Source organism: Holdemania filiformis (genome assembly GCF_003459085.1).
In the GTDB taxonomy this organism is placed as follows: Bacteria; Bacillota_I; Bacilli_A; order Erysipelotrichales; family Erysipelotrichaceae; genus Holdemania; species Holdemania filiformis.
On the sequence record NZ_QRUP01000010.1, the window covers coordinates 111,837 to 134,728 of the forward strand.

Sequence of the window (22,892 nt, forward strand, 5' to 3'; positions counted from 1 at the left end):
CTTACTTTTTGCTTAGGGACATTATAACGGATTTCCATAGGAAAAGGAAAGTAAGAAAGCCAAAAGGTACGGAAGGGGATGTTAGCGGCATCCTGCTGCGGATACTATCTTTTTCCATTTAAAGAAAAAGGAATTCCGCGATGGAATTCCCAGACCGCTTCTCTCTTGAATAACAGAAAAGTTACGGTTTTAATGTGTAATTGTTCCGGCCGTTTTTCTTCGACATGTACAAGGCGTCATCCGCTTTCTGGTACAACGTTTCAAAGTCCTTTGCCTCCCGAGAGGTCAACGCGATGCCGATACTGGCGCTGACGCCCCAGCTGTTTCCCATTGCTGTGTGCGTGTAATGCAAAGCTTTTAACAACTGCTGGGCTCTGGTTTTGACCCAGGCAAGATCCGGGACCGGGATGAAGACCGCAAATTCATCGCCGCCGATCCGGCCGATCATATCCTGTTCCCGGAACTGCGTGCGCAGCACCGCCGCAAATCGCTCAATGACCGAATCCCCAAAGGCATGACCGTAGAGATCGTTCGCTTGCTTGAACGTGTCGATATCCAGAATGAAGAAAGCGTACAGCTGGTCTGGCTTTTCTTTCAATAGATGTTCAATGTGCCGGCGGGTCGCGGTTTTTGTCAGTAAGCCGGTCATTTCATCCAGCTGGGCCAATTCTTGAAGCCGGTTTTCCTGCCGCTTTTCCGCGTCGATATTCTGCCGGTAGGTCAGCATGTGCAGCGAACCGTCGCTTTTCTGGCGGAGGATCCGGGCTGTAATCCGCATCCAGAAATAAGCGCCGCCAGTCGACATCATGAATTCATATTTTAACGTGTCCTGTCCCGCTTCATAAGCACGGATTACATTTTCAGGTTTAAATGTGTCGATATAACCCTGCCGGAATTCTTCTTTGATCTGTTTTTCCGCAACAATTTTCAGTGCTTCGTCATACGGCGTATTCGCTTGTGCGCCCAGACTCATGAAATATTGAATCGTCGCTTCGTTAGCCGGCCGGTTGCGCGTGATATCCAGCTCGTAAATATCGTCGAATAATTCCTCGGTCGCTTTCTTGAAAATTGATCGTTTTTCCTGTTCCATGGATTGCGTCAGCGCAACGATCTGGCGGTTAAAGGTGCGGATGACGTGGGTGATGACGATCAGGATGAACACGATAATCAACAGGATGATGATCGCGGAACGAAGCATTTCCTGCTGCAGTTCTGTCATCAGCTTGCCGGTGTCCTGCCGGACAACCAGATGCCAGTTCAGCTCCGGAATATACCGGGTGATCAGATAATCCTCGCTGGAGCTTTTATCCCCCTGCGTTGTCCAGAAGCTGTCGGCGGCTTCCCCTTTGTTCCAATATAACAACGATTGCCGGATTTCTTCCGGATAGTCGAAAAGAGAAAAGAAATTGACCTTTTCATAGCCGGTATAGTGCGAAGCAATTTCGATCAGGCCGTCTTGATCGACGAGGTAGGCTTCGACATGATATTGATTTTCATATTCCTGAATCAGCGCCTGCAGCGAGTCGATCTGTAAGCCGACGCCGACAGTGCCCAACAGCGCGCCGTTATCCTCGTAAATATTGCAATTAATAAAGACCGTAATCTTGTTATCCGCACCGGCGACTTCGTCGTTATCCACATTGATCCAGTAATCCTGCGACAAACTTAACGAATCATAATACCAGTCATTTTCCGGATTTCCAGGTTCCAGCGTCCGGTCCAGCCCTTCAAAATTGTAATAGCGATGCGTCGCCGTCGAAACAAGAAAGACCGAGTCATAGTTGTATTTTAAGCGATAGCTGTTCAGATATTCGCGCAGCGTGTCGATATAATCCGGATTCTCAAGATTTTCGAGTTCCTGCGACAGCGTCGAGCGAAGCAGACTGTCGTTGGCCATGGTCAGCGAGATATTGACCGGTTTGGTAAACAGCGTAGTGAGCTGATAATAAATCCCTTCGGAAGTCAGGCTGGAAACTTGTTCGATATTGTCCAGCGAAGCTGTGTAATTCATCTGATAACTTAAAAACGCGGTCATCAAAAAGCCGATGATAATGATCAGGCAGACTAGAAAATTTGTGCGGATCAGGATATTTTTCTTCATTGAAATCCCCCTCCTTATTCAGTGAGAAAGTCAATCTCCCCTCGGCTTTCTTCTGTTTTGGATGTCGAAAAACGTTCAGCTGTCATAAGCAAGCCTTCTTGACTGCAGCGCAAGGATTAAATTCTATTTTTATTGTATGGAGGACCTACCGGGAATACAATTTTTTTTCCAACATCGCTTCTTTGCCGACCAAACTCACAGTCAGGGACTAACAGCTGGAAAAAGGAAAAAACGGAGGGATGGTTTCGTCCGCTTTGACCGCAGGTCATCGGGAAGACAGGAGCGTGTTTCAGCGCTGGCCAGGAATCCAGGGCAATGAATTTTTATTTCTGGAGCGAATCTTGTCCCGCATATTCAAAGATAAGCGGTTATAATCGAAATATCAAAGCCGGTGCGGGAAGCGAATCAGCGATCCGCAAGCCGGACATTCCAACTCGAGGAGGAGAAAGCATGACACGAAAAGTAATCTGGGACAGCGCGCCTGTCCCGCGGTTTCATCCACAACGCCAGCCGGTCTTTTTAAGCGATCAGACGATGAAGGAGCGCCGGGATAAAATCCTGACCCGAATGGCAGAACATCAGCTCGACTGCCTGGCGGTTTACTGCGATCTGGAACATGGATCCAATTTTGAGTATTTAACCGGTTTTTTGACCCGCTTTGAGGAGTCGGTGCTGCTGCTGTTCAAAACGGGCCGGGCGGTCTTACTGCTGGGCAATGAAAACACGAAAATGGTCCATACTTCGCGGATTCCGGCGACGATGCTGCACGTTCCGTTTTTCTCACTGCCGAATCAGCCGATGACGGATGACGGCCGCCTGTGTGATTTTTTCACGCAGGCCGGGATTGAAGCCGGCATGAAGATCGGTGTGGCCGGCTGGAAGCTGTTCACCAGCCAGGCAGAGGAAAACAGCACGCTGTTCGATGTGCCGTCGTTCATCGTCGAGGCTTTGCGTCAGGCCGGCGGGCGGCTGATCAACGCCACGGGGCTGTTTGTCGATCCGCGTAACGGCGCGCGGATCACCAACAACGCCAACGAATTGATTCATTATGAATACGGTGCTTCACTGGCTTCCGACTGCGTGCTGAGGGCGATGGAAGCGTTAGCCCCGGGAAAGACCGAGCTGGAAATCGGTTCGCTGATGAACGCCGAAGGGCAGCGTCCGAGCGTCGTAACAATCTTTTCCACCGGCGACCGCTTTGAAAAAGCAAACCTGTATCCCCGCGGCAAAGCGATCCAACTTGGCGATAAGCTGTCGTTAACGACCGGGTACAAGGGCGGACTGACCAGCCGGGCCGGCTATGCTGTCAGTGATCCGTCGCAGCTGCCGGAAGGCGTGCAGGATTATCTGGAAAAGCTGGCCATGCCGTATTATGCCGCCGTCGCGGAATGGCTGGAAACTATTCATGTCGGTCTTGGCGGCGGCGAGCTGTACGAGCATATCGAAAGGGTCTTGCCTAAGTCGCAGTATCACTGGTCGCTAAATCCGGGACATTTGAGCGCGGACGAGGAATGGCTCTGTTCGCCGATCACCCCGGGATCCACGATTCCGTTAGCCAGCGGGATGCTTTTCCAGATCGACATCATTCCGTCGCTGCCCGGCTATGGCGGAACCGGAGCGGAAAGCACCGTGGCGTTGGCGGACGAGGCTTTGCGTTGTCAGATCGAGAAAGAAGATCCGGTTTTGTGGGAAACAATCCGGCAGCGCCGGGCTTATATTCAGCAGGAGCTGGGCATTGTCCTGCATGAAGACGTGCTGCCGATGTGCGATACCGTAGCGTACTACCGGCCGCTGATGCTCAACCGGGAAAAGGTTCTGAAAATAAAGCGCTGAGCTTTCCGGTCTTTCCTTCTTTGAAAAAAGCTGAGGGTCAATTTCTGACCCCCTTTCTTTTTTCAGGCTGCGTATACTTAGGGTAAATAAACGAAGAAAGGGGTTCACCACATGAAAGTATTAATTGGCGGCTTTGTCGCCGAGTCTAACGCCCGCGTGAAAAAACCGTGTGCGCTGCAGGATTTTATGATGAAAACCGGCGATGATGTCGTCGACGCGCTGTATGTCCGCGATTTGTTCGAGGAAGCCGGAATCGAAGTGATTCCGACGATTTACGCAGACGGCCGGGCCGGAGGGCGCGTGACCCGGGAAGCGTTCGACTTCATTCTTGAGCAATTCCTGAACGGCGTGCGCGAACACATCGACGAGATCGACGGGATGTTTTTCTTCCTGCACGGTGCAAGCAATGTCCTGGGATTGGAAGGGGGCAGCGGCGAGCATACGATCATCCGTGAAATCCGCAAGCTCGTCGGGCCTTATCTGCCGATTGCGATGGTCATGGATCCGCACGGCAATCTGTCCCAGGAACAAGCCGACAACTGCCAGATTATCCGTACTTTCCGGCATTCGCCGCATACCGACCGGCCGGATTGTCACCGGCTGGTAGCGAAGCTGTTTATCGACTTACTGAACAACCGCCGCGATATTCATCCAGTGTACCGCAAGGTTCCGATTTTAGTCGGCGGGGAACGCAGTGTTTCGCTGGATGAACCGATGGTCTCCATCAACAAGCTGCTCGATGAAATCGAGGCGGATCCGCGGATTCTGTGCTGTTCCTATCATATCGGCTATGTGCGCCATGACAACGCGAAATGTGGCGCCAGCGTCATCGTCGTTCCGCAGACGGAAAACGATCGGGCGTATGCGGAAGAGAAAGCTGATCAGATTGCGGCCTTCGCCTGGAGCAAGCGCCGGGAGTTCCATTTTACCGGCAACGCGCTGGAGCCGGAAGACGCGTTCCAACAGGCGGTTGACTATCCTCAATCCCCGGTCGTCATCACCGATTCCGGAGATAACTGCACCGCCGGCGGTCCAGGCTGCAACACGACGATTTTAAAGCAGTGTCTGGCCACTAAAGATCTGCATGGCAAGCGGGTTGTATTCGCCTGCATCGCAGACGCGGAAACCGCCCTGGCCTTGAAAGACAAACAGCCGGGTACCCATGTCAGCGTCGAGCTGGGCGCGAATCTGGATGAATTGTCGGCGAAGGTGCATCTGGAAGGCACGGTCAAAGCGACCGGTGAGCTGCATCACCACTATGGCGAAACGTTGTCCGTCGGCACCTGTACGACGATCACGCTGGACGGCACGACGATTGACGTGATCATCGCGGAAAAAGCCGTTTCTTTCGCGGAGGATCAACAATATACCGCGGCCGGACTGAATCTGTTTGATTATGATCTGATCATCGTCAAGCAGGGTTACATTTACCCGCGGTTAAAGGAACTGGCGAAGTTCAGCGTCATGTCGCTGACTGACGGCGCGACAAACCAGCGCACGGAAAAGATCCAGTACCGCACGATCTTACGTCCGATGTATCCGATCGACGAGATTTAACCTGAATTTACAATCATTTCTGACGTCCGCTCTTTGACGGACGCCGTTTCCAACCTCCCTTGGGTCTGCGGTGTGATCGCCGCGGCCCTTTTTTGATTGTTTTTCTTTTTTATGAACGAGCACTCGTTCCAGCCTGACTGTCCGCGCTTCCCTCCAACTTTGATGTTCAATTTCATCCTGATCGCGCTCTATTGCCCATCTTGGAAGACTCATTTCCGTATATTTTTAGTTTTGGGGATTGACAACGCTTAAAAATCTGCCGTACATTCAAGGGTGCAGGAACCTGTTTTCCCCGGCCTTTTTCCGCTTAACCTGTAAGCGCTTGATGTCCTTTAACGAAAGCCGATTTCCCAGTTTGAATCCTGGGTCGATTTCTGAACCCCAAAGGGGAAAGGACGCATGCTAAGATGAAGGCGACAACAGTGGTAAACAGGATTCAATAGAACAGAGAGGAACCTAGGTATGAAGATCAATCGGCTCAGTTTGCTGAACTCCTTGTTTAACGTGCTGAATGAAAACAATCAGGGAGATCCCTATTTCATTCTCGCTGAATATTTTCTCGAGCACTATCATGAATTGTCGAGGCTCAATATTTATGACGTGGCCGCCGACTGTTTTGTGTCCCGTTCCAGTATCCGCCGGTTCTGTCAGGCAATCGGATATGAGAACTTCGTCGCGTTTAAAGATGAATTCGCCCAGTACGACGATCAGCGGGCAAGCTTTCAGAAGCATGCCGGACGGGAGAACTACCGCGAAACCCTGACGCAGGAAATCAACGCGATGATCGCCGAGCTGGATCAGCGCATGAACACGGCGGAGGTCGAGCGGCTGGCCGAACGGATTCACGACGCCCGCGAGGTCGTCTTTCTGACCTCCAGTGTCGGCGCGACCTCGGTCGCTCAGTTCCAGCATTCGATGATCTTTCAGAACAAGGTCATCCGGATGGTTTCCGATATGTATGAGAACATCGATTTCGTAAAGCATTTACAGAAAGAGGATCTGCTTCTGGTAATTTCCGGATCCGGACTGTTCGCCGCAGCTTCGCGCGATTACCTGCGGGACAATCCGGCGTATAAAATCCTCTTTACGCTCAACCGCAGCCATGACTTCGACGACGTCTATGATACGATCTATCATCTCAGCGCCGCCGACCGGTCGCAGGAAGCGAAATCCGTCTATTATACCTATGGAACGATCTATGTGCTGGATGTGCTGTACAGCGTCTACGTCAAAAAATATGGAGACTCTCAATAAGCGCCGCCAATCCGCATTGCGGAAGGGGCAAAGGAGAGAAAACAATGGACTACGGACGAGATCCAATTTTTCCGGAGGGCTTTCTGTGGGGAGCGTCCTCCGCGGCCTGGCAGGTTGAAGGCGGGGTCGCCGAAGGCGGCCGCACACCGGCCATCATCGACCTCAACAGTAAGACGAAAAAACCTTATGCTGACAATTCAATCGCCGCCGATCATTACCACCACTGGAAAGAAGACGTACAGCTGATGGCAGAGTGCGGCTTCACCTCTTACCGCTTTTCGCTCGCCTGGCCGCGGATCATTCCGACTTCCGACGGCAAGATCAATCCGGAAGGCATTCAATTTTACAACGATTTGATCGACGAGCTGCTTGCACACAACATTACGCCGATCGTCACCTTGTATCACTACGACATGCCGGTGTGGGTGGACGAGCTGGGCGGCTGGCGCGACCGGCGGGTGATCGAGCTGTTCGACCACTACGTCCGCGTCTGCTTCGAGGCGTTCGGCGACCGTGTTAAATACTGGCTGTCGATCAACGAACAGAACATGCAGATCGTCTACGGCAAGTGGCTGGGACTGGACAAGGGCTGCGCCGATTGGGAAAAAGACAAGTGGCGGATTAATCACATCATGAACCTGTGCCATGCCAAGGCGGTGATCGCTTGCCATGAATTAGTCGAGGGCGGCAAGATCGGGCCGGTGCCGGGCTATGTCCCGATCTACCCGGAAAGCTGCAAGCCGCTGGATCAGATCGCAGCGATGAACGCCGAAGAACTGACGGAAAAAATCTGGAACGACTTGTATGCGTTCCGCGAATACAGCGGATTTGTCAAACAGTATTGGAAGCTGCACGACATCGACCCGGATATCCGGCCGGGGGATATGGAACTGATTGGCCAGGCCAAAATCGATTACTTCGCCCTCAACTGTTACCGTTCCAACGTCGCGAAGGATTGCCCGAAGGAGGAAAGCTACCTGGAGCTGGCGCTGAATAAAGAAGGTAAAAAAGGCCAGTTCGTCTATCCGAAATTCCCGGGCGAATATGCCCTGGCGCCGAATCCTTACGTTGAAACGACGGACTGGGACTGGGAAATCGACCCGGTCGCGATGCGGTATATGCTAAGGTATGTCTGGGATCATTACCGTCTGCCGATGATGATCACGGAAAACGGACTGGGCGCGCACGAACAGGTCGGCCCGGACGGCCAGGTACACGACGCCAATCGGATCGCCTTCCTGCGCGATCAGATCTATCAGGTCGGCCTGGCGATTGAAGACGGGTGCGAGGTGATCGGCTATAATCCATGGTCGTTTACCGATCTGTTAAGCACCGGCAACGGAATGGCAAAACGCTACGGCTTGGTTTATATCAACACGACAGACGAGGAAACATTGGATCTGCGCCGCATTCCGAAGGATTCCTTCTATTGGTATTCCCGTCTGATCCGCTCCAACGGCCGCGATTGGGGAAGGCCGGCAACAAAAGAAACAAACAGAAATGAGGAGAAGAACGCATGAAGGGCAACGCTCAGGAAAAGAAAATGATCGACGAGATCGTCCGGCTGGTTGGCGGGACGGAAAATATCAACACGGCGATGCATTGTTCCACCCGCATCCGCTTTACGCTCAAAGAGGAGAAGAAAGCCGACGTGAACGCCTTGGAAAACGTCGAAGGTGTTTTGGGGGCACAATGGAAAGCAGGACAGCTGCAGGTCATCATCGGCCAGAAAGTCGGCCGCATCTATGAAATGATGATCGAACAATATCCGATGACCTCGGGGGGCGAGGTACCGGATGATTTCGGGGAAAAGAACGAAGAAAAGAAAAAATTCAGTTTCAGCGCGATCCTGGATTTCCTGGCCGGCTGCTTAGCACCATGTCTGCCGTGCATTCTGGGCGGCGGCTTGTTAAAGGGCTTCATCTCGCTGTTCGTGATGATGAAGGTATTGACCTCCGGCAGCGATATGCATACGTTCTTAAGCATTATATCGGACGTTCCATTCTACTTCCTGCCGTTCTTACTGGCCAATTCCAGCGCGAAGAAGTTCAACACGGACGCGTTCATGGCGATGGCGGTCGCGGGTATGCTGATGTATCCGACGGTAATCAACAATGCCGGCACGGCGATCCACCTGCTTGGATTCCCGGTGACCTACGCGAAATATTCCGGATCCGTCATTCCGATTATCCTGTCGGTCTGGGTGCTGAAATATGTCTATAAGGGCGTCAACAAGGTCATTCCGGATTTCTTGCGGATGTTGTTCGCACCAATCTGCGTGTTTATCATCATGGGCTTTGTCGCCCTGGGTATTACCGGGCCGATCGGCTATTACCTGTCCAGCTATGTCGCAATGGCGGTCAACTGGCTGTTTGACTTCTCGCCGATCGTCGCGGGCTTCATCGTCGGCTTTACGCGTCAGTTCATCGTCTTCACCGGCATGCATCTGTCCCTGACGGCGATCATCCTGTCCAACCTGGAAGTGTACGGCCGGGATCCGCTGATCGCGATCTACGGGATTTCCGCACTGGCGGTTGCGGGTGCAGCTTTTGGAGCTTTCCTCCGGCTGAAGAATAAAAACAACAAGGAAATTGCGCTGTCAGCGGGGATCTCCGCTATCTTAGGCATCACGGAGCCAGGCCTGTACGGCGTGCTGGTCCGCTTCAAGTGGCCGTTTATGGCGGCCTCCATCGCCAGCGGCGTCGGCGGAGCGTTGAGCGCCATCTTAGGCGGCTATGGTTATGTCGTTTCCACTCCGTCAGTGATTTCTTTAGCGATTTTCGGCGATACGATGCCGGTCGTGGCACTGTGCTACGCGGTGGCGTTTGTGATCGCGCTGGTGCTGACGTATATCAAACCGTTTGACGAGAATGTGGAAAAGAGCGAGCGGGCGATTCAGGCCGAGAAGAAGGCCGTCTTAAAGATCAAGTCGGAACCGACGGCGGTGGTCGCTCCGGTGGACGGCGAATTGATCGCCTTGAGTCAGGTCAACGATAAGACCTTTGCCAGCGGTGTTGTCGGCGAAGGCATGGCTGTGATACCTGCCCATGGGAAGTTGTCGGCTCCGGTCAGCGGTACGGTGGCGATGGTCTTCCCTACGCAGCACGCAATCGGCTTTACAACCGATAACGGCGAGGAGATCTTAATGCACATCGGGTTGGACACCGTCGGCATGAAGGGCGAAGGCTTTGCGATCAATGTAAAAGAAGGCCAGCGCGTCGCCGCGGGCGAAGCAATCGGCAGCTTTGATCCGGAGCTTGTCAAAACCCGGGGACTGGATCCGGTCGTCATTGTCATCGCGACGAAGAAGGACGGCGCGCTTGCGTGCAAGCCGCAGGGTCAGGTCCAAGCCGGAAGCAGCATCTATACGATTGGCTGAGCTTGCGGTCAACTGGAAAACAGGCTGAATAGGCTTTAAAATGGAGAAGGACGGCGGGATGAATCGGTTTCCGCCGCTTCTCGCCAAGTGAAAGTTGAGTCAAACAAGGAGGCGTTCACGATGAAAGCGGCTTATACGCGGGAAATCATTAATCCCATCCTTCCGTGCAAAATGGAAGGCTACAACGAAGCGCGGTTTTGTTTCAACCAGACGGCGCAGCAGAAACAGGTCAGCGGCGAAGGGCTGCGGACGGCCTGCGGTCTGCGCGACGATCTGCTTTTGGATACGCTGATTTTACAGGCCGGGGAAACGATGGTGTTTTTCACGCTGGATATCGCGATTGCCGAGCAGCAGTTTACCGACGCCTGCCGCAAGGCGGTCAGCGAAGCCTGCGGCTTGGACGTGTCGCATATCTGCGTCAGCTGTTCGCATACTCATAACAGTCCGGTGGTGTCCCATGGCATGAATGGAGAACTGGATCCGGATCTGGAGTATTGGGAGCGGATTCAGGATAAAATGATCACCTCCGCGAAATGGGCGCTGCGGCATTTGCGCGAGGCGCAGGCGACGCTCGATCAGGTTACGATCAACGGCTTTTATAACAACCGCAACCGGCCCGGCGAGGAATACAACGACCGCTGTGAGATCCTGACACTGCGGACAGCGGACGGTCTGCCGCTGGTGCAGCTGCTGAACCTGGCGTGTCATCCGACGATTCTGGGCGCGCAGAACCTGTATATCACCGCTGATTTCTTCGGTGTGCTGCGCCGCAGCGTGCAGGGAGCGACGGGCATGCCGGTCATGATTTTCAACGGCGAAGCCGGCGACGTCAGTCCGCGGTTGATGAAAAAGGGCGTGGATTGGAATGAATGTCTTCGCTATGGCGAAGGCATTGCGGCCCAGCTCATCGACCCGAAACATCCCCGTCCGCTGACGGTGGAGAACCTGAACGTCCGGTCGGTAAGGATGACGATCGACTACAATCCGCAAACCAACGAATATCTGCTGGAAAAACAGCGGGAACTCAAGGCGGAGCTGGAAACGCTCGATCCGGCGAGCGACCGGGCGCACCGGATTACCGCGTGTTATCTGCGCGATGTCGAGGACAAGCTGGCGCAGACGCGTCTGCATTACGAGCCGGAATGTCTGATTGTGGATTTCGGCAGCTTCCGGATCGTGACGGTGCCGTGCGAAATTGACACGGTGCTGGGCAAACGGATCCGTGAATACGATGGCAAACCGACACTCCTGTGCGCGTATGCCAACGGCTTCCATTACTACGCGGTCAACAAGCAGGAATATGGGATTGTGTTTGAATCGTTCAATACGTATTTCCAATACGGCGCGGCCGACGAGATGGTGGATCTGATTCTGGCTCAGCTTCAAGCGTAAATTAGAAAAAAATAGAATTTAGAAAGTGGCGCGCAGTCGTCATTTTCTTCTGGAAGAAAGGGGGCATCACGGCGATGATCAAGCTGATTGCGACGGATCTGGACGGAACGCTGTGCAATGCGAATCATTGTCTGGATCAGACGATTGCGGAGTATATAAAGAAGCTGTCGGCGCGTCGGATCGAATGGGTGCTGGCGAGCGGCCGGGCGATGGAAATTGTCGAACCGTTGTTTGCGAAGTACGCCTTCCGCTGTCCGGTGATCGCCTTAAACGGTGCGTTGGTTTACGACCGCGAAGGAAAGCTGACGCAGCGTTGGCCGATGAAGACCCAACCGGCGCAGGATATGCTTCATGAAATTCAAAAGCAGGGATTTCTGGCTGTGGCGTCGATGGAAAACGGCATCTGGTGCAGTGATCCGCAAGCCTACCGGCAGCGGATGGAAACGCTGGTCCGGCGGCTGCCGGATCCGGCGCTGTTTGCGCAGGAACATGGGTTTTTGAGTCTGACGGCGAAGCCATGGGAACAGCTGGGTGCTTGTTATAAAATTGAAATTTATGATTCCCGGCCGGCGCTGGCGGATTGGGTGCGGGCTGCGGCGGATTTCAAGGTCAGCGTCGTTCACGGGGACGTGATCGAAATGACGGACAACGCGGTTTCCAAAGCGGCGGCGCTGCGGCAGCTTTGCGAATCGCGGCGGCTGGCGAATGAGGAAGTGCTGTGCTTCGGCGACAGCGAGAACGATTTGGAAATGCTGCAGGAATTCCGCTACGGACACATCATGCGCAACGCAGAGGAACCGCTGTTGGCGCAGGTCAATCACATCGCGCCGGCGAATACGGCCTATGGCGTGCTGCGGGTGATTGAAAATTACACCGGGATTCCCATCGGAAAGGAACAAGCATGAAAACAAAGACTCTAAAAAGCTTGCAGCTGATTGAAATGGTGCTGGGCGTCGCGATCACGGCGCTGGGCCTGTCGTTAATGATGAAGTCCGGACTGGGCCAGACGGCTGTTGTGGCATTTACGCAGAATCTGGCGTTTCTGACCCAGATGAAAAGCGGTACGCTGATCATTATCTTTAACTGCAGCTGCGTCCTGATTCAGATTTTAATTCAAAGACGTCAGTTTCCCAAGCTGCAGCTGCTGCAGGTGCTGGTCGCCTGGCTGCAGGGACAGATTGTCAACGTGTTCTGTTATGATCTGCCGGGCTTCTCAACCTGGATTCCGGGCAGCTACGGCGTCCAGTGGCTGGCGATGATTGCCGGGATTCTGTTGGCGTCGTACGGCGTAGCGGTGATGATGACGGCGGATTTAATCCGGCACCCGTTTGAACAGCTGGTCATGGTGCTGTCCGAGCGCTGGGCTATCCCGTTCAGTGTTCTGCGCAGCCGGGCCGATATGCTTTTCATCGGGCTCAGCCTGCTTTTGATCGTAATCTTCCACCTGGAATTGACAACCTTGCGCGAGGGGACCTGGGCTTCGATGTTGTTATTGGGCCGGTCGATGGCGTTCACGTTTCCCGCCGCCCGGAAATGTTCCGGCTATTGTCAGCTGAAAGAACGCGGCCTGACGTCCGTGTCTCTGGACTGATGGGAATGGAAAAAGATTTCGCCGGCCGTCCGTGAGTCTTTAGCCGGCGTTTCGATGAACGTTATTAAAAAGTATGAAGGGTTATCCTGAATCCGTTCAGGTTCCTTCATACTTTTTTTGTGTTCACCCTTGTGGAGCGAGAACGGAAAGTAAGCGGACAAGGATGGAATGCGGGATATTCTTGGTGAGAAGCGATACTTCTTCCATTTTAATACAATCTTAATTCGGCGGCGCGGATCTTAACACGGTTTTGATTTACGGCGTGGTAGGATTTTTCCGTCATTGCGAAAGGATGAAGGAGGATTACTGAATGTTAGATTTGATGATGGCCGCGATGCTGGCGGCCGGTTTCGGTTCGATGGTGCTTTTAACCTTATGGGTTGAAAAGCTGATCCGCCGGTAAAGGAGGACGGACCATGATGATCTTGGCTGTGGTGATTGCCGGTCTGGCGGTGTATCTGATTTACGCCCTGGTCAATCCCGAAAAATTTTAGAAGGAAGAATAACGTATGATACAAATCATTTGCACTTTAGTTCTGTTTCTGCTGATCCTGTTTCCGGTCGGCAATTATATTTATCACATCAGCGCCGGAAAGAAAACGTGGGCGGATCCCCTGTTCGACCGCGTTGACAACGTGATTTTCAAATCGCTGCGGATTGATCGCTCGCCAATGAGCTGGAAGCAATACGCGCTGCATTTGTTGTTGGTCAACGCCTGTCTTGTCGCTGCCGGATATCTGATCCTGCGGCTGCAGTCGGTTCTGTTTTTGAATCCGAATCAGATTGGAAATATGGAGGAAAGTCTTTCCTTCAATACGATTATTTCGTTTATGACCAATACCAATCTGCAGCACTATTCCGGAGAATCCGGTTTGACCTATTTTTCTCAGATGGCAGTCATCATCATGATGATGTTCACCTCGGCCGCCAGCGGATACGCTGCCTGCGTTGCGATGGTGAGAGGGCTGCTGGGCCAGCGGATGGGAAACTTTTATGAGGATTTTACACGGATTACAACGCGGTTTTTAATTCCGGCAGCCTTGTTGGTCGGCCTGTTTCTGGTCTGGCAGGGTGTGCCGCAGACGCTGGCGTCCAACATTACGGTAACGACGCTGGAAGGAAAATTCCAGAATCTGGCCCGCGGACCGATCGCCGCGCTGGAATCCATTAAACATCTGGGGACCAACGGCGGCGGTTTTCTCGGCGCCAATTCATCCACGCCATTGGAAAATCCGACGATCCTGACCAACCTTGCGGAATTGTATTCGATGATGATTCTGCCGGCAGCCTGCGTCGTAACGTTTGGCCGGATGGCTTATGATACGCTGCGCCAGCGCAAAGCCGCGAATACGAAAATCAGCTTATCCCAGACCGATTCGGTTCGCGGAAAGGGGATGGGAAAGGAAGGCCGGACGATATTCTTGGCGATGAGCCTTTTGTTTCTGCTCGGTCTTGGGCTGTGCTTCTGGAGCGAATCCCAGGGAAATTTCGCGGTGGAAAATAGCGACATCGTCCAGCCGGCGGGCAATATGGAAGGCAAAGAAGTCCGTTTCGGGATCGCCCAGTCGTCCCTGTTTACGACGGTGACGACCTCGTTTACCACCGGGACGGTCAATAACATGCACGATACCCTGACGCCGCTGGGCGGTCTGGTTCCGCTGCTGCACATGATGCTTAACGTCGTCTTCGGCGGCGCGGGCGTCGGATTGATGAACATGCTCGTGTACGTCATCATCGCCGTCTTTATCTGCGGTTTGATGATCGGACGGACACCGGAATATCTCAATAAGAAAATCGAAGGTCGTGAGATGAAGCTGGCAGCGTTATGTCTGATCATCCATCCGCTGCTGATCCTGGGCTTTTCGGCACTTGCCGTTGCTTGTCAATCAGGATTAGAAGGGATCACCAATCCTGGCTTTCACGGATTGACGCAGGTGCTGTATGAATTTTCTTCGTCCGGCGCGAACAATGGATCCGGCTTCGAAGGGCTGGCCGACAACACTCTGTTCTGGAACGTGACAACCGGCATGGCGATGTTTTTCGGCCGGTATATTTCGATTGTACTGCAGCTGGGCATTGCCGGCAGTTTGATGAATAAAGGCTGCGTCAGCACTTCGGCCGGAACGTTAAGAACCGATACCCCGACCTTTGCGGTGGTTCTGGTCGTCGTTGTTTATCTGTTTGCGGCGCTGACCTTTCTGCCGGCCCTGGCCTTGGGGCCGATTGCCGAAGCGCTGACGCTTGGAATCTAGGAGGTAACGTATGCGTCATCATGAAAGTTCGAAATGGATCACAAAAGAGATTCTGGGATCCAGTCTTAAAAGTGCGTTTTGCAAGCTGAATCCTAAAGTAATGATGAAAAATCCGGTCATGTTTGTGGTGGAAATCGGGTTCTTCATCTGCCTGACGTTAACCTTTGTTCCCTCTCTGTTCCACGACGAGGGAACGAACTTAAGCCTGATGAACGGAATAGTCGCTCTGATTCTGTTCATTACGGTGCTGTTTGCGAACTTTGCCGAAGCGGTAGCGGAGGGCCGGGGGAAAGCTCAGGCGGAAACCTTGAAGAAAACCAAAAAGGATACGCAGGCCCGGCGGATTCAGGCTGACGGCAGCGAACAATGGATCAGTGCGGCCCAGCTGAACAAGGGCGACGTCGTGCTGGTCAAAGCCGGCGAGCTGATCCCCAATGACGGGGAAATCATCGCGGGTGTCGCCAGCATTGATGAATCGGCGATCACTGGAGAATCCGCGCCGGTCTTAAAGGAAAGCGGCGGTGATTTCGCATCCGTCACCGGCGGGACGACCGTCGTTTCCGACTGGATCCAGATTCGAATCACCTCCGAGCCGGGCCATTCGTTTCTGGATAAAATGATCGCTCTGGTCGAAGGCGCGACCCGTCAGAAAACACCGAATGAAATCGCGCTGAACACGCTGTTGGTATCGTTGACCCTGATCTTTTTCATCGTCATTGTCACATTGTATCCGATCGCGCTGTATTCCGGCGTTAAGATTCCGATCTCAACGTTGATCGCGCTGGCGGTCTGTCTGATTCCGACAACGATCGGCGGTCTGCTGAGCGCTATCGGCATTGCCGGGATGGATCGCGTGACCCGGTTTAATGTGATCGCGACCAGCGGCAAAGCAGTGGAAGCCTGCGGCGATGTGGACACTTTGATTTTGGATAAGACCGGAACGATCACCTTCGGCAACCGCCTGGCCAGCGAATTTCTGCCCGTTTCCGGCGTCCGTCCGGAAGCTCTGCGCGACGCCGCCTGGATCAGCTCGCTGCACGATGAGACGCCGGAGGGGAAATCGACATTGGAACTGGCGGTGAAACAGGGCTGCCGGCTGGATGAAGCTGCGGCTCAGGGTTCATTTATCGAATTTTCGGCGTCAACCCGGATGAGTGGTCAGGATACTGCCAACGCAAAATACCGCAAAGGATCCAGCGACGCGATCATTGAAGTTGTGCGGCAGCTCAAGGGGCAAGTGCCGGCCGACCTGAAAGAAAAGGTCGATCACGTTTCACAATTGGGCGGTACCCCGTTAGTCGTCTGCCGCGATGCTGAAATTCTGGGTGTGATCTATCTGAAGGATACGGTCAAGCCGGGGCTGGTTCAACGGTTTGAACGGCTGCGTAAAATCGGCATCAAGACGATTATGTGTACCGGCGACAATCCGCTGACCGCCGCGACGATTGCCGCGGAAGCCGGGGTTGACGGATATATCGCCGAATGCCGGCCTGAGGATAAAATTGCGGCGATCAAAAAGGAACAGGCGGAAGGAAAGCTGGTCGCGATGACGGGCGACGGGACTAACGACGCCCCGGCCCTGGCGCAGGCGGATGTGGGGCTGGCAATGAACTCCGGAACCTCGGCAGCCAAGGAAGCGGCCAACATGGTAGATCTGGACAGCGATCCGACAAAAATCCTGGAAGTCGTCGAGATTGGCAAACAGCTGCTGATGACCCGCGGTTCCCTGACAACCTTTTCAATTGCCAACGATATCGCCAAGTACTTCGCGATCATACCGGCGATCTTCTCACTCGCGATTCCGCAGATGCAGGTGCTGAACATCATGCGTCTGGCAAGTCCGTCCAGTGCGGTTCTCTCAGCGCTGATCTTCAACGCGGTTATTATTCCCTGCCTGATTCCGCTGGCGATGAAAGGCGTTCATTACAAGCCGATGAGCGCGTCAAAGATGCTGGGACGCAATCTGATGATTTATGGCGCAGGCGGAATTCTATGTCCATTTATCGGCATTAAGCTGATCGATTTAATGATCGCGCCGCTGCTTGTCTGCTTAGGTATTTAGGAGGTTTAACAATGAAAAAAAATAGAATGACGCTGGTGCGGGCCTTCGGCTTTTCCCTGGCGATGATCGGACTTTGCGGATTCGTTTATCCGCTGATCTTAACCGGCGCGGCGCAGGTACTGTTTCCTTTTCAGGCCAATGGAAGCCTGATTGAAGTACAGGGAAAACCCATAGCGTCCGCGCTTGTCGGACAGGATTTTACAGATGAGCGTCTGTTTCACGGCCGGCCCTCGGCTTATCGGTATAACACTTACACCGCGGAAGAAGCGGCAGCCGGCAGCGGCGGCGGACTGGCCAGCGGAAGTCAGAACTACGCGCCGAGCAATCCCGCGCTGACGGAACGGATCGAAAAGGATGTGGAACGGTTCCTGGCGGAAAATCCGACCGTTGAGCGTCAGGAAATTCCCAGCGATTTAGTGACGGCGTCCGGCTCGGGGCTGGATCCGCATATCTCGGTGGAAGCGGCGCGGGTTCAAGTAGACCGGATCGTCGCAAATACCGGATTATCCAGGACGGAGGTCGAGGCGCTGATCGACGAAGCCGTTGAAGAGAAAGTACTGGGCATCTTCGGCGAAACGAAAGTCAACGTCGTTCGATTAAATCTGGCGCTGGCGCACAGGCTGGGCATGATCTGAGCAGAGACGATCTTAATGAAATCTTAATGCCCGGAGGGTGGGGAATCCTGAATGATCGTGCTACAATAACACCGGGAAAGAAACAGAGGCCGCGGCGGTGAGCGAAAGACGAAGAGATCCTGAAAGTTTATTAAGAAGCCTGAAGGAACAGACCGGGCAGTCCGGCCGCGGCCGCTTGAAAATCTTCTTCGGGTATGCGGCCGGCGTGGGCAAGACCTATGCGATGCTGGAAGCAGCGCGTCAGGTCAAGGCTCAGGGCGTGGACGTCGTGATCGGCTATATCGAACCGCATGCCCGGCCGCAGACAATGGCGCTGACGGAAGGACTCGTATCGCTGCCGGTTCGGACAGTAACGTATAAAGGTCTGTCATTAAAGGAACTGGATCTCGATCAGGCGTTAAAGCGCCGGCCGCAGCTGATCCTGGTCGACGAGCTGGCGCACACCAACGCTCCCGGAAGCCGTCATCTGAAACGATATCAGGATGTTGAGGAATTGTTAAAAGCCGGGATCGACGTGTATTCCACAGTCAATGTCCAGCACCTGGAAAGTCTGAACGATATCGTCGCTTCGATCACCGGGATCGCCGTCCGCGAGCGGATTCCAGATTCGGTGTTCGACGAAGCGGATCGGGTGGAGCTGGTCGATTTGGAGCCGCAGGAGCTGATTCAGCGTCTGAACCAAGGTCTGGTTTACCGACAGGGGCAGGCGCAGAAAGCGCTCAGCAGCTTCTTTACCGTGGAAAATCTGACAGCGCTGCGGGAAATCGCGCTGCGGCGGACGGCGGACCGGGTGATGCGGATCACGGAAAAGGTCAGGCCGCAGGCATCGGATTATTATACGGATGAACACATTCTCGTGTGTCTGTCCGCCGCCCCGACCAACGGCCGGATCATCCGCACTGCCGCCCGTTTGGCACAGGCATTTAAAGGCCGGTTTACCGCCTTGTTTGTGGAAACGCCGGCATTTGGTTCCATGACGGACGCCGACCGGCGGCGGCTGCGCGATCATATCCACCTCGCGCAGCAGCTGGGGGCGCAGATCGAGCTGTTATGGGGGGAGGATATCCCTGCCCAGATCGCCGAATTCGCACGGCTGGCCGGTGTCTCCAAAATCGTGCTTGGCCGCAGCAACACCCGCCGTCCCGGATGGGGATGGGGCAAGGAATCGTTTTCCGAGAAGCTCAGCGCACTTGCGCCGAATCTGGATATTTATATTATTCCGGATAAGCAGAATCAAAGCGACAGGCCCTATACGCCGCCGAAAAAGTACATTCCCGCAATTGAAATCCGACTGAAAGATCTGGGGATCACGCTGGTTACGCTGGCAATCTGTACACTGCTTTCGCTGGGATTTAGACAGATCGGATTCAGTGAAGCGAATATCATCACGGTTTATATTCTCGGCGTGCAGATTGTCGCCATCGTGACGCGGGGGCAGGGCTGCAGCCTGATCGCCTCGCTGGCGGCGGTGCTGACCTTTAATTTTGTGTTTACCGAACCTCGATTTACTCTGGCGGCTTATGACGAGGGCTATCCGGTTACGTTTGTCATCATGTTTGCGGCCGGTCTTCTGACGAGTTCGCTGGCGGGAAAGATCAAACGCCACGCCGCCCAGTCCGCGCAGACTGCCTATCGCATGAAGGTGCTGCTGGAAACCAGCCAGCAGCTTCAGCAGCAGACAACTCATCAGGGCCTGATCGACGTCATGGCCAAACAGTTGTTAAAAATGCTGAACAAGCCGCTTGTAATCTATGATTCCGAAGAACGCCGGGGGCAGCGGCAATTAACGCCGCCCTGCGTATACAACACGGAAGCGTCCGTACCAGAATCCGAACTCGTCAATCCCAACGAACAGGCGGTGGCCGACTGGGTTTTCCGCAATAACAAGCGGGCCGGCGCTTCGACCGCGACGTTAGGCAGCGCGCGCTGCTATTATCTGGCCATCCGCGCGGCGGATACGGTGTACGGCGTCGTCGGGATTGCGCTGAACGGGGAACCGCTGGATCCGTTTGAAAACAATCTGGTGCTCTCCATGCTGAGCGAAGGCGCGCTGGCGCTGGACAAGGAAACGCTTGCCCGGCGCAAGGAGGAAGCCCAGATGCAGGTGAAGAACGAACAGCTGCGGGCCAATCTGCTGCGCTCGATTTCCCATGACCTGCGCACGCCGCTGACCAGCATTTCCGGCAATGCGGGAATTCTGTTGAACAGTCCGCAGTCGTTGGATTCCACGCGTTCGCGCCAGCTGATCGCCGACATCGCCGAAGATTCCGCCTGGCTTATCAACCTGGTGGAAAACCTGCTTTCGATCACGAAGATTGAAAACGGGACAATGAGCCTGAATTTACAAACCGAACTGATGGAGGAAGTCATCACCGAAGCGCTCCAGCATATCAGCCGCCACCGCCGCGAGCATCACATCGTGCATGAAGAATGTCCGCAGATCGTACTGGTGCGGATTGATTCCCAGCTGATGATGCAGGTGATCATCAACCTGGTCAACAACGCGATCCAATATACACCGGAAGGTTCCCGGATTACCATCCGTTCGTTTCTGGAAGGGCAGGAACTGGTCGTCGAGGTGGCCGACGACGGGCCGGGAATTCCCGACGCCATGAAAGAACGAATTTTCGATTTGTTTTATACATCCCGCGGCCAGATTGCCGACAGCCGCCGGGGGATGGGGTTGGGACTGGCGCTGTGCCAGTCGATCATCAGCGCGCACGGCGGACGGTTAGCGGTCCGCGACAATGTCCCGCATGGCGCTCTGTTTTCATTCCGTTGTCCGGCAGAGGAGGTTTGTGCTTATGAATCAACCGTTGATTTTAATCGTGGAAGACGATAAAGCAGTCCGCAATCTGATCGCGGCCACGCTGGATACCCAGGATTACCGTTATCTTACTGCGGGAACCGGGGAACAGGGGCTGCAGGAAGCGACGCTGCGTCAACCGGATATCGTGCTGCTGGATCTTGGTTTGCCGGATGGCGACGGAGTAAGTATCATCCGCCGGATCCGGACCTGGTCGTTGATGCCGATCATCGTGATCAGTGCCCGCAGTGAAGATCGCGATAAAATCGAAGCGCTGGACGCCGGGGCGGACGATTACCTGACCAAGCCGTTTTCGGTGGAGGAACTACTCGCGCGGGTCCGTGTCACGCTGCGGCGGCTGCGCTATATCCAGAATCAGAATGCGGAAAGTCCGGTCTTTACCAACGGCGAGCTGACGGTGGATTACAGTTCCGGCTGCGTATATTTGCGGGGGCAGGAGCTGCACCTGACGCCGAGCGAATACAAGCTGCTCTGCCTGTTGGCGCGCAATGTCGGTAAAGTGCTGACTCATACCGCGATTCTGAAAGAAATCTGGGGCAGCACGTTGGACAGCGACGTTGCTTCACTGCGCGTGTTCATGACGACGTTAAGAAAGAAACTGGAAAAAGGTCCCGGTTCTTTCCAATACATTCAAACGCACGTGGGAGTCGGCTACCGGATGCTCAGGGTGGAACCGAGCGACGAAAACCGGAAGGCCGCTCCGGGTGAGGAAACCCACGATGCCGCAAACCAGAACGGCTCTTTCCAGCCTTAAGGTCAAACCAAAGATCAGACAAACAAGTGCTTAAGCGTGGAATCTGATCTTTTTTTGTTTCTATTAGGAAAGTGCAATGATGAGGGCAGAGAACAAAAATAACCCAAAAGAGCAATAATGTTCTTTTGGGTTATAAACAACAAAATAAGAGGAATTCCATCGCACACTGAAAAGAATATAGAAGGAACAAAGGCTTATTCTGCTTTTGAAATTTTCTGGAGAACATCTTCCGGAAGCATCAGAGAATCACAACGGATACAATAAGCGGAAAAACATAGAATACCGTTTACGGTAACCAAGTCGCAGACTTCTTCCGCAATGTCGATTTCCATGGGATCGAAGAAACCGCGCTGAGTACACTTGAAGGGGATCGAGTTCGTTTTGCCAGTCGACAAATTTCCACGTTTCATTGAAAAGAATGAAACAAACTCAAATGCGTTGAAACGAAGAAGGATGAATTGTATAATTAACTCAACAGAAATAATGAGCGTTCCCTGAAAGCGAGGTCTTCTTCATGAAAACAATAACGTGTTCTGACAGAATTTATTACGATGAATTGCTTCCTGAAGAAGCTCAGGCTATTCGCCAGGATATCCTTCTGTATCATTCGATCCTTCATACTACTTATCGGTATCTGACTCTGAAAGCCCGGGGAATTCCTTTCCCGTTTGAAGAATCGCTGCATAAAGAACTGAAACGACGGTATCACACAAATGATTATTTTCCTTGCGCAGCGCAATGGGAGGCTCAGCATCAATTGAAAGCGGATTTTGAAAACCATGAACGGTGGAAAAAGTCGTTAAAGGCAAGAGTGAAAAGCGTGGAGAAGAAAATCCGGAAAACAGAGAAAGAAATCCAACGGCTCGATAAGCAGTTAGCTCAGCTTAAGCAGAAAACAAAACAAGGCAAACAAACCCAAGAAGATTATTTACTGGAGGTACAAGTGCTGCGGCCAACCCGGAAACAGTTGAAGAACCAACGCTCTCAATTGATCTTTAAACTGAACCGCACCCAGCAACAACTCAGCACCGCGAATCAAAAAATGCGGTTTACCTGCTTTGGCGGGAAGAAGCTATCACGTTCCAGAATGACAGTTTACGCTGGAAATCATGAAGCGTGGCTTGAAGAATACCAGTATCAGCGAAACAAAACCATGATGATTCCCGGGCGCAGGCAGGGGAAGTATTCCAATTGCCTATTCAAATATCATCTTGAAGAAGGCGTATTGGTTTATCGCTGCAGCAGTGAAAACAGA

At 53.4% G+C, this 22,892-nt stretch carries 16 protein-coding genes; 15 read left to right on the forward strand and 1 reads right to left on the reverse strand.

The annotated features are described in order from the left end of the window. Positions 1-181 precede the first annotated feature (181 nt). A complete protein-coding gene (locus DWY25_RS09620) occupies positions 182-2,101 on the reverse strand; it encodes a sensor domain-containing diguanylate cyclase (protein WP_117895053.1) in 1,920 nt (639 codons plus the stop codon). A gap of 450 nt (positions 2,102-2,551) precedes the next feature. Between DWY25_RS09620 and DWY25_RS09625 the strand changes: the two genes are divergently transcribed. The 15 genes from DWY25_RS09625 to DWY25_RS09700 form a co-directional block, all read left to right on the forward strand. Then, on the forward strand, positions 2,552-3,934 hold the full coding sequence (locus DWY25_RS09625) for a M24 family metallopeptidase (protein WP_181981777.1): 1,383 nt from the start codon (positions 2,552-2,554) through the stop codon (positions 3,932-3,934). Between the two features lie 111 nt (positions 3,935-4,045). Next, positions 4,046-5,491, forward strand: coding sequence for a M81 family metallopeptidase (locus DWY25_RS09630; protein ID WP_117895055.1), 1,446 nt, complete (start codon positions 4,046-4,048; stop codon positions 5,489-5,491). Positions 5,492-5,953: 462 nt separating this feature from the next. Then, on the forward strand, positions 5,954-6,745 hold the full coding sequence (locus DWY25_RS09640; RefSeq protein WP_006058261.1) for a MurR/RpiR family transcriptional regulator: 792 nt from the start codon (positions 5,954-5,956) through the stop codon (positions 6,743-6,745). A gap of 44 nt (positions 6,746-6,789) precedes the next feature. Further along, entirely contained in the window at positions 6,790-8,265 is a 1,476-nt protein-coding gene (locus tag DWY25_RS09645; protein WP_117895057.1) for a glycoside hydrolase family 1 protein, read from the forward strand. Further along, entirely contained in the window at positions 8,262-10,124 is a 1,863-nt protein-coding gene (locus tag DWY25_RS09650; protein ID WP_117895058.1) for a glucose PTS transporter subunit IIA, read from the forward strand. The genes DWY25_RS09645 and DWY25_RS09650 overlap by 4 nt, the downstream gene beginning before the upstream one ends. A gap of 120 nt (positions 10,125-10,244) precedes the next feature. Next, positions 10,245-11,516: a hypothetical protein gene (locus DWY25_RS09655; protein WP_117895059.1), complete on the forward strand. Its 1,272-nt coding sequence runs from the start codon at positions 10,245-10,247 to the stop codon at positions 11,514-11,516. Between the two features lie 74 nt (positions 11,517-11,590). After that, positions 11,591-12,421: an HAD family hydrolase gene (locus tag DWY25_RS09660; protein WP_117895060.1), complete on the forward strand. Its 831-nt coding sequence runs from the start codon at positions 11,591-11,593 to the stop codon at positions 12,419-12,421. Continuing rightward, the gene (locus tag DWY25_RS09665) at positions 12,418-13,107 is read left to right on the forward strand and encodes a YczE/YyaS/YitT family protein (protein ID WP_117895061.1); all 690 of its coding nucleotides are present in this window, start codon (positions 12,418-12,420) and stop codon (positions 13,105-13,107) included. The genes DWY25_RS09660 and DWY25_RS09665 overlap by 4 nt, the downstream gene beginning before the upstream one ends. Positions 13,108-13,526: 419 nt before the next feature. Continuing rightward, on the forward strand, positions 13,527-13,601 hold the full coding sequence (kdpF, locus tag DWY25_RS18085) for a K(+)-transporting ATPase subunit F (RefSeq protein WP_367652805.1): 75 nt from the start codon (positions 13,527-13,529) through the stop codon (positions 13,599-13,601). A 15-nt stretch (positions 13,602-13,616) separates the two neighbouring features. Next, a complete protein-coding gene (locus DWY25_RS09675) occupies positions 13,617-15,359 on the forward strand; it encodes a potassium-transporting ATPase subunit KdpA (RefSeq protein WP_117895062.1) in 1,743 nt (580 codons plus the stop codon). Between the two features lie 10 nt (positions 15,360-15,369). Then, the gene (gene kdpB / locus DWY25_RS09680; RefSeq protein ID WP_117895063.1) at positions 15,370-17,421 is read left to right on the forward strand and encodes a potassium-transporting ATPase subunit KdpB; all 2,052 of its coding nucleotides are present in this window, start codon (positions 15,370-15,372) and stop codon (positions 17,419-17,421) included. 11 nt (positions 17,422-17,432) lie between these two features. Further along, positions 17,433-18,056 (forward strand): potassium-transporting ATPase subunit KdpC, encoded by a 624-nt coding sequence (kdpC, locus tag DWY25_RS09685; RefSeq protein WP_117895064.1) that lies wholly within the window; start codon positions 17,433-17,435, stop codon positions 18,054-18,056. 97 nt (positions 18,057-18,153) lie between these two features. Beyond that, on the forward strand, positions 18,154-20,898 hold the full coding sequence (locus DWY25_RS09690; RefSeq protein WP_117895065.1) for a sensor histidine kinase: 2,745 nt from the start codon (positions 18,154-18,156) through the stop codon (positions 20,896-20,898). Further along, entirely contained in the window at positions 20,861-21,637 is a 777-nt protein-coding gene (locus DWY25_RS09695; protein ID WP_006058251.1) for a response regulator, read from the forward strand. Before DWY25_RS09690 ends, DWY25_RS09695 begins: the two co-directional genes overlap by 38 nt. A gap of 514 nt (positions 21,638-22,151) precedes the next feature. After that, the coding region (locus DWY25_RS09700; protein ID WP_147336681.1) for a hypothetical protein at positions 22,152-22,892 on the forward strand (741 nt) is incomplete at its 3' end.